Origin of the sequence: Prescottella defluvii, assembly GCF_000738775.1 — a bacterium.
Taxonomy (GTDB): domain Bacteria; phylum Actinomycetota; class Actinomycetes; order Mycobacteriales; family Mycobacteriaceae; genus Prescottella; species Prescottella defluvii.
Genome location: NZ_JPOC01000086.1, coordinates 1 through 8,152, shown reverse-complemented (window position 1 = coordinate 8,152; position 8,152 = coordinate 1). Strand labels below are relative to the sequence as shown.

The following is an 8,152-nucleotide window of genomic DNA, read 5'->3' as shown; positions in this document are numbered from 1 at the left end:
GTCGGGCAGCGTGTAGACGGACACGAGGATCCCTTCTTAGGGCGTGGCGCCCTGACGTGTGTGTTCGTTGAATCGTGCTCGGGGTAACCCAATCTCATTGGTACACCCTGCGCAAGCCGCGCGCCGAGGTGGGGACATCCGCACAAAAAAGTTCGCTCACCCTGAAACCGGGCCTCCGATGTGCTCTTCGGACATCGCGGGCGCGGACCGAAATTGGAACAGGTGGTGAACGAAACCTTAGGATCAGGTGATGCCATCCGACACGACCGCCGCAGACTCGCGGCCGGAGGTGGCACCTCGCATCGACCTGACCGGCGCCGACCTGCTGCGCACCATCGCTGTGCTCGCCGTCGTCTACTCGCACATCTCCTTCTATCTCATCGACGATCTCGGCTCCGGCTGGTGGATGATCGACATCGTCTACGAAGTGTTCGTCGACGGGCTGAACCTCAACCAGCACCTGTCGTTCGTCGGCGTCGCCATCTTCATGACCCTCACCGGCGCGGTCATCACCCGATCCGCGATCCGGCACAGTCCCACGCGATTCCTGCTCGACCGGGTGGGCCGCCTGCTGCCCGCGTTCTGGATCGCGATCGCCGCCGCCGTGCTGCTCGTCAAACTGGGCATCAACGGCATGTTCAGTGGGCAGCCGGGGATCTCGAACGGGGAGGCCGCGCTCAGCTTCGTGCTCGGCGGATTCTTCCTCAAACCCGAGGTAGCGGTGCTCGGCGTCACGTGGACGCTCGTCGTTCAGGTGCTGTTCTATGTGTACTGCGTTGCCGCGCGGCCACTCCTGCGGACCCGGCCGATCGCGGTGCCGCTCCTCGGCGCGGCGATCTGCGCACTGGTCCTGCTCTACAACCTCTACGTCCCGCAGCCCTACACCGTGCCGATGCTGTCCAAGATCGCGGCGACACTACCGACGGTGTTCCTCGGCCAGCTCATCTATCTGTGGTGGTCGCGCCTCGTCGACTGGCGCTGGGTGATCGTCGGTGTGCTCGCGCAGATCGAGGTGGTCCGGCTGGCCACCGAGATCCGCGTGTACTGGGCCGGCGACCGCTACCTGTGGACCATCGCCGTCGTTACCGCGTGCGTCGTGGTGCTCGGTCGCTACAGCGGACGCCCGACGCGGTGGTCGGTGATCCGCTGGACCGCCACCCGCAGCTACGCGATCTACCTCGTCCACACGCTGATCCTCTACCGCGTCTACGAGAACGCTGTCGGCCCGCTCGGCCGGACCGGCGCCGTCGTCGCTTTCCTCGTCGTCACCGCCCTCGTGTCGGAGGTGCTGTACCGGTGGGTGGAGATGCCGGCCGCGCGCTGGCTGTCTGCGCGCACCCGCAGGATCGGCCGCAGCGCGCCGCCGCCCGAGCCTGCCGAGGCGCCCGCACGACCGGTGGACGCGTCGGACCACGCGTAGCATCGACGCTATGTCTTGGTTCGATGACATCCTCGCTCGTGCCGGTACGAAATCCGTGATGGTCACGCCGGATCAGGCCCTGCCCGGCCGCGAGACACCGATGCCGGTGCCCGCCGCCCACTTCGTCAACGGGCACCCGCTGCAGCCACCGTTCCCCGACGGCATGGAGACCGCCGTCATCGGAATGGGCTGCTTCTGGGGCGCGGAGAAGGAGTTCTGGCAGCTCGACGGTGTGTACTCCACCGCCGTCGGATATGCGGGCGGCTACACGCCCAATCCCACCTACGAAGAGGTGTGCTCCGGACGGACCGGGCACACCGAGGTGGTGTCGGTGGTCTTCGATCCGAAGCTGATCTCCTACGAGGCCGTGCTCAAGCAGTTCTGGGAGAACCACGACCCGACGCAGGGCATGCGCCAAGGCAACGACCACGGCACCCAGTACCGGTCGGTGATCTACACCGGATCCGACGAACAGGCCGCGACGGCACGGGCCACCGCGGACGCCTACGGCGCGCGTCTCGCCGACGCCGGATACGGGGCCGTCACCACCGAGATCGCGCCCCTCGGCACGTTCTACTACGCCGAGGACTACCACCAGCAGTACCTCGCGAAGAACCCCGGCGGCTACTGCCCCGTCCACGCGACGGGTGTCAGCTGTCCTGTGGGTCTGGGCGCCTGAGACCGAACGCCACGAGCCCCCATCGGAGAGATCCGATGGGGGCTCGTCGCAATTCAGTCGAGTCGTGTCGGCCGACTCGCGGTTTCCGCTAGCTGGAGCCGAACAGTCCGGACAGCGAACCGAGGCCGGATCCGGTGTTGCCGCCGGGGATTTCCTCGGCATCGACGGTGACGATCTTGGTGACCGTGGTCTCTGCGCCGTCCACGATGACCGTGGCGGTCAGGATCTGCTCGCCGGCAGCGGGAGTCCACGAACACGTGGCCGTTCCGTCAGCAGCAACCGTTGCGGTGCAAACGGTCTCGGTGCCGATCTTGATGACGACATCGGTGTCCACGTCAGCGCCGGTGACCGTGATGGTCGCGGGCGCGCCGGCGGTGGGTGCGGCCGGGTTCACGGCGATCACCGCGGGTGCGGTCGGGGCGGCGGTGACGGTGCCGGTGCGGGGTGCCGAGGTGGACGCCGCGTGGGTGGTGTCGCCGAGGTACTCGGCGGTGATGGAGTAGTTCTGGCCGGCGTCGGCGGCGGCGGGGGTCCAGGTGTAGGTGGCGGTGCCGTTGTTGATGGTGCCGGTGCCGAGGACGGTGCCGTTGTTGCTGAATTCGACGTCGCCGGTGGCGCCGGTGGTGACGGTGGCGGTGAGGGTGGATGCCGAATCAGCCTGCGGGGCAGGGGAGATCGTCACATCAGTGGTCGAGGCGACCTTGGTGATTTGGAACTTCGGGCCGACGTTGCCGGGTGAGGTATCGAACCCCTGGTTGGCGCCGACGTGGACACTCGAGAGAATGTCGACGCCGACCGCGCAGCTCGTGCTGACGTCGTACTGGGCCTCGTAGCTTATCGACTTACCGATCCAGCTGCCGGTCATGCGGACGTAGTCGGGTGCGACCTCGGTGGTCACGCCCTTGCCGTTGATCCGCGAGGAGTCCGGCACGTAGGTCAGGCACGCGTCGTGGAGGTCCTTGATGGCGGTCGTGGTCGGGATTCGCCAATCGCCTGTATTCAGTGAGGCGCTGACTTTGATACGGCTACCGATCTCCGGGTTGGCGGCGGTGCCGGTGGGGACGTTCTGAATGGTCCGGTTGATCGTCCAGCGGCCCCCGATGTCCTGTGAAACATTCACCGAGAACGCGGATGCCGTCGCGGCACCGAGTGATGCGGCCGCGCCGACCGCCAATGCGGCTGCGCTGGCGCCTGCCAGTAACCGACGTGTGTTTTCGTTCTTCAACTTCTTCCAGCCCCTCTGCGGATGTGCACCGACCGGATATCTGGACACCCGTCCAACCGGCCATGATTCAGGTCACAGTACTGCATCAATCGCCTGAAACGAGCGGATCGACTGGACTTTCACGATCCGAGAGGGGAGGCGTGCATCACACGAGGTGTGGCGCGATCGGTACCGTGCATCCGGCTGGTGGGCGATACCGGAAACAGCGAGGTGCACACCCGATTCCGCCGGGTGTGCACCTCAGTTCTGGGGCCGGTCCGATCGTCAGTTCAGCTGCGGCATGACCTCGGAGGCGACCAGTTCGAGGTGATCGAGGTCGGCGAGATCGAGTGTCTGCAGGTAGATCCGCTGCGTCCCGGCCTCGCGGTAGCGTCCGATCTTGTCGACCAGTTCGGCGGGGCTGCCGGCCAGGCCGTTCTCTCGGAGTTCGCCCACCTCACGTCCGATGCGCGCGGCGCGGCGGGCGATCTCCTCCTCGGTGCGGCCGCAGCACAGGACCAGTGCGTTGGAGTAGACGAGCTTGTCCGAGTCGCGGTCGATCGCCGCGCAGGCCTCCCGCACCCGACCGAACTGTGTGACGGTGTCCTCGATCGAGGCGAACGGCAGATTGAATTCGTCGGCGTAGCGCGCGGCCATCGCCGGCGTGCGGCGCTTGCCCATGCCACCGATCACGATCGGCGGCCGCGGGGTCTGCACCGGCTTGGGCAGCGCGGGGGAGTCGGTGACCGGGAAGTGAGCGCCCTCATGGGTGAAGGTCTGCCCCAGCGGCGTCTCCCACAGTCCGGTGATGACCGCGAGGGACTCCTCGAGTCGGTCGAAGCGCTCGCCGAGGGACGGGAACGGGATGCCGTACGCCCGGTGCTCCTCCTCGAACCAGCCCGCGCCGAGGCCGAGTTCGATGCGTCCACCACTCATCGCGTCGACCTGTGCCACGGCGATCGCCAGCGGTCCGGGATACCGGAACGTGGCCGACGTGACGAGGGTGCCGAGGCGAATCGTCGAGGTGTCGCGGGCGAGTCCGGCGAGCGTGATCCATGCGTCGGTCGGGCCGGGCAGGCCCTCGGCGTTCATCGCCAGGTAGTGGTCGGACCGGAAGAACGCCTCGTACCCGAACCGTTCGGCGGCCAGGGCGACCGCAAGAAGATCGTCGTACGTGGCGCCCTGCTGCGGCTCGGTGAAGATTCTCAGGTCCATGCCCACCACTGTGCCCGACGCGGGAATGTGACCTGCGTCGGAGGATGCACGCAACCGGAAGGGAACCGATCGGCTCCGTTCGACGTCAGATCAGATGTCGGGACCGGAGCGTCCCGACATCTGGGGGGAGGGCCGGGCCGGAGTTTCGGAGCGCGGGATGGGGCACACATCCCGCCGGTGGGGAAACTCCGGCCCGTGCGGGCCCCTGCACGCCACCCCGCTCCCACGCAAATCCGCACAGGCTGTGGATTGCCGGGGCGATCGACGGTGCACAGTTGTCAACGAATCATCCCGAGTGCGGCGCTGACCTGTGGATGAAGCCCGCTCGGATCCCTCAGTGCTGTGGATGAAGCTGTGGAAACTGTGGATAACCCCGCAATTCAAGTGGTGCAGATCACGTTTGAACACTCAATTGGCGGCTGCAGCGCAGCGAGCGTCTCGGTCCGGTCACGAACCGCGCCGGCCGGTAACGCGAGATGAGCGGTCCGGGAATGGCGCTCGTGCCAGAATCGAGGTTGTGAGCATCCCGCACGTCCCCACCGTCGTCGTGACAGACCTGCCGACGGAACCTGCTGACGCGATCGTTCTGTTGGACGTGCGCGAGCACGACGAATGGGACCTCGGGCACGCCCCCACCGCGCTGCACATCCCGCTGGTGGACGTGCCCGCCCGCATCGACGAGATCGACATCGACGCCGAGGTGTACGTCGTGTGCCGTCAGGGTGGGCGATCGATCATTGCGGTCGAGTACCTCAACAACATCGGGTTCGATGCCTACAACGTCGCCGGCGGCATGGTCGCGTGGCAACAGGCCGGCCTCCCGCTCACAGCCGACGACGATCCCGGCTCGGCGAAGATCTACTAGATGAGCGTCGTCCAGGTCTGCGCACGCTGCGCATCCCGATGGCCGGTGGCCTCCGCCCCGGCCCAGTGGTGCCCTCGATGTGGCGGCGTGCTGCTCTCCCCGGTCGACACCGCCCGCCCCGCCCCGGCGACCGGCCGCAACTTCCGCTGGGTCGCCCGCAGCCCGTACCCGCCGCTGGGTCGCCGTCGTCCCGCACCGCGCGGACTCGGCCCGACGCCGCGCTACACCCATATTCCGCGGTGGGGACTGTCCGATCCGCCGCCACCCGAACCTGACGACCGGGCCCCCCGCGTCGAAGTGGCCGCGGATCTCGCACCCACCCTGCTCGCCTGCACCGCGATCGTCTTCGCGCTCGCCGCGGTCTCCGAGGCCTTCCGATACGGACTGCTCGTCTTCAACCGGGTGCGCCTGGTGGACCCGGTGACGCTGGCCGTGTCGGACGCGGCCGTGTGGGCGACGCAGGTGTCCGCGCCGCTCGTCGCGCTCGCCGCGGCCGTCACCACCGTGTGCCGACTCGTCGTCATCCGCCGCGACGTGTTCGGCGCCCGCGGGCTCGCCGATCCCCGGACACCCCGATCCCTCGCCCTCGGCGTCCTCGTGCCGGTCGTCAACCTCGTGATGCCCGGGGTGTACCTCACCGAGATCGCCGGCGGACACCGACGCACCCGCACCGTCGTGCGGATCTGGTGGGCGACCTGGGCGCTGGGCGGTGTCCTGGTCGCGGTCGGAGTGCTCTGGCGCAACCCGGACTCGCTGCAGGCGCAGGCCGACAGTGTCGTGCTGGCCGCGATCACGGCCGCCGTCGGCGCCGCCACGGCCGTGCTGACGCTGTACGTGATCCGATGCTTCGACGGCCTGGACCTGTTCGGCCGACCGCGCCGCGTCACCCGTTGGGTCAACGCGCCACAGGCCGAGCAGCCCGAGCAGTCTGAGCAGCCCGCGAAGGTGACGGCCCGATGAGCCCGGATCGGCGTGGCCCACTCGTCGTCGCCCACCGCGGCGCGTCGGCCGACCGGCCCGAACACACCCTCGCGGCCTACGACCTGGCCCTGCAGGAAGGCGCCGACGGACTCGAGTGCGACGTCCGACTCACCCGCGACGGACACCTCGTCTGCGTCCACGACCGGCGCATCGACCGGACCTCCACCGGCTCCGGGATCGTCAGCGAGATGACGCTGCAGTCCCTCGGTGAACACGACTACGGCGCCGACGGCGAACCCGCGGGGCTGCTCACGCTCGCCGAACTGATCACCCTGACCCTGGACTGGACGTCCCGCCCGACCAAGCTGTTCATCGAGACCAAGCACCCGGTCCGCTACGGGGGGCTCGTCGAGAGCAAGGTCCTCGCCGAACTGGCCCGCTTCGGGCTGGCCGCGCCCGTGTCCGCCGACCACTCCCGTGCCGTCGTGATGTCGTTCGCGGCCAGCGCCGTGTGGCGGGTCCGGCGGGCGGCGCCGCTGCTGCCGACCGTGCTGCTCGGAGACGCGTCCCGCTACCTCGGCGGCGGCGCCGCGACCACCGTCGGAGCCACCGCCGTCGGGCCGTCGATCAGGACTCTGCGCGAGCATCCCGAGATCGTCGACAAGGCCGCCGCGGCCGGCCGCGCCACCTACTGCTGGACCGTCGACGACCCCGCCGACGTCGCCCTGTGCAAGGAACTCGGAGTCGGCTGGGTGGCGACCAACCATCCGGGGCGCACCAAGAAACTGCTGGGCGGCTGAGCGGATCGCTCCGTCCGTGTAGGTTTTGGCCTCGTGGGTAAGAAGAGCAAGAGAAACAGTGGTCCCAAGCCGGACAGCGGTCGCGCCGAGAAGCTCGAACAGCGCCGCCTCGCACGTGAAGCCGAGGTGACCGCGCCGACCCGACCGTTCGAAGGCCTTGCCGCCGAATGCGACCTCGTCGCGCTGCGCGAGTTCGTGCCGTCCGCCCTCGCGGTGCTGCCCGTCACCGACACCGGCAAGCCCGTGACCGCGGCGACCGTGCTGCCGGGCGCCGTGGCCGCGCTGGTCCGGGACGAGTCCGGTGACGCCGGCCGATACGTCGGCCTGCAGGTCCAGGCGCACACCGCCGATCCCGGCGCCGACCTCGGTGCCGCCGTGGCCTGGGCACAGACCGCCGGACCGGGGACCTCCCTCACCGCTGCGAACCCGAGCGCCGACAGCCCCCGCCTCGCCGACCTGATCGACGCGGACACGCTGCCGACCATCACCGTGCACCAGAGCTTCGACTGGTGGATCCCCGAGGGCGTCGAGCCCGCCGCCGACGTCGCCATGACCGTGCAGCAGGCCAACACGGCGATCATGCCGTCCGCGCGCGTCGAGGCCGACGGCGTCGTCGCCGCATGGTGGGTCGATGCCGGCGAGAAGGCGCACCTGCGCTGGGTGCGCCCCGAGGACGAGGACGCGCTGATGCTGGCACTCGCCCGCGTCCACGCCGCCGGTGGACTGCACCTGGGTGAGGGTTCGCGCTTCGCGGGCTCGTTCCGCACCCACGGCCTGCTGGTGCCGGTCTTCGACCTCGACCCCGAGAAGCACGCCAACGAGTGGGCCGCGGCCACCGCCGAACTGGGCGACCGACTGGCACAGGCTCTGGCCGTCGACGCGCCGCTCACGGCCGCCGAATTGCGGGCCCGCGACGGCCTGCGCGGCCGCCAGGTCACGCTGCGCTGACCCTCTCGAACAGCTGAAGGGTCCCTTCACGCGCTGTGAGCGTGCGAAGGGACCCTTCAGCTGTTTCGGATGCGGCTAGATGTACCCGGTCAGGACGTTG

Annotated in this window: 8 protein-coding genes; 6 read left to right on the top strand and 2 right to left on the bottom strand. The window is 68.8% G+C overall.

Annotated elements, in window-relative coordinates; all coding sequences use genetic code 11:
• Window positions 1-250: 250 nt before the first annotated feature.
• Together IJ15_RS0123255 and msrA are read left to right on the top strand one after the other, a co-directional pair.
• Window positions 251-1,420, top strand: a complete 1,170-nt coding sequence (locus tag IJ15_RS0123255; protein ID WP_031940724.1) for an acyltransferase family protein — start codon at window positions 251-253, stop codon at window positions 1,418-1,420.
• 10 nt (window positions 1,421-1,430) lie between these two features.
• Window positions 1,431-2,099, top strand: a complete 669-nt coding sequence (msrA, locus tag IJ15_RS0123250; protein ID WP_031940723.1) for a peptide-methionine (S)-S-oxide reductase MsrA — start codon at window positions 1,431-1,433, stop codon at window positions 2,097-2,099.
• Window positions 2,100-2,187: 88 nt separating this feature from the next.
• Here msrA and IJ15_RS0123245 read toward each other — a convergent pair whose 3' ends face one another.
• A complete protein-coding gene (locus tag IJ15_RS0123245; RefSeq protein ID WP_031940722.1) occupies window positions 2,188-3,273 on the bottom strand; it encodes an Ig-like domain-containing protein in 1,086 nt (361 codons plus the stop codon).
• 315 nt (window positions 3,274-3,588) lie between these two features.
• Window positions 3,589-4,518, bottom strand: a complete 930-nt coding sequence (locus tag IJ15_RS0123240) for an LLM class F420-dependent oxidoreductase (protein WP_031940721.1) — start codon at window positions 4,516-4,518, stop codon at window positions 3,589-3,591.
• A 517-nt stretch (window positions 4,519-5,035) separates the two neighbouring features.
• Between IJ15_RS0123240 and IJ15_RS0123235 the strand changes: the two genes are divergently transcribed.
• The 4 genes from IJ15_RS0123235 (at window position 5,036) to IJ15_RS0123220 (ending at window position 8,052) form a co-directional block, all read left to right on the top strand.
• Window positions 5,036-5,383 (top strand): rhodanese-like domain-containing protein, encoded by a 348-nt coding sequence (locus IJ15_RS0123235; RefSeq protein ID WP_031940720.1) that lies wholly within the window; start codon window positions 5,036-5,038, stop codon window positions 5,381-5,383.
• 87 nt (window positions 5,384-5,470) lie between these two features.
• Window positions 5,471-6,343, top strand: a complete 873-nt coding sequence (locus tag IJ15_RS0123230) for a DUF4328 domain-containing protein (protein ID WP_231569638.1) — start codon at window positions 5,471-5,473, stop codon at window positions 6,341-6,343.
• A complete protein-coding gene (locus tag IJ15_RS0123225) occupies window positions 6,340-7,104 on the top strand; it encodes a glycerophosphodiester phosphodiesterase (RefSeq protein WP_031940718.1) in 765 nt (254 codons plus the stop codon). Before IJ15_RS0123230 ends, IJ15_RS0123225 begins: the two co-directional genes overlap by 4 nt.
• 33 nt (window positions 7,105-7,137) lie before the next feature.
• Window positions 7,138-8,052, top strand: coding sequence for a DUF5926 family protein (locus IJ15_RS0123220; RefSeq protein WP_031940717.1), 915 nt, complete (start codon window positions 7,138-7,140; stop codon window positions 8,050-8,052).
• The last annotated feature ends 100 nt before the right edge of the window (window positions 8,053-8,152 follow it).

What these genes read in the sequence shown, in the direction of transcription:
- IJ15_RS0123255 (WP_031940724.1), top strand. Translation starts at nt 251, where the DNA reads ATGCCATCCGACACGACCGCCGCAGACTCGCGGCCGGAGGTGGCACCT.
- msrA (WP_031940723.1), top strand. Translation starts at nt 1,431, where the DNA reads ATGTCTTGGTTCGATGACATCCTCGCTCGTGCCGGTACGAAATCCGTG.
- IJ15_RS0123240 (WP_031940721.1), bottom strand. Translation starts at nt 4,518, where the DNA reads ATGGACCTGAGAATCTTCACCGAGCCGCAGCAGGGCGCCACGTACGAC.
- IJ15_RS0123225 (WP_031940718.1), top strand. Translation starts at nt 6,340, where the DNA reads ATGAGCCCGGATCGGCGTGGCCCACTCGTCGTCGCCCACCGCGGCGCG.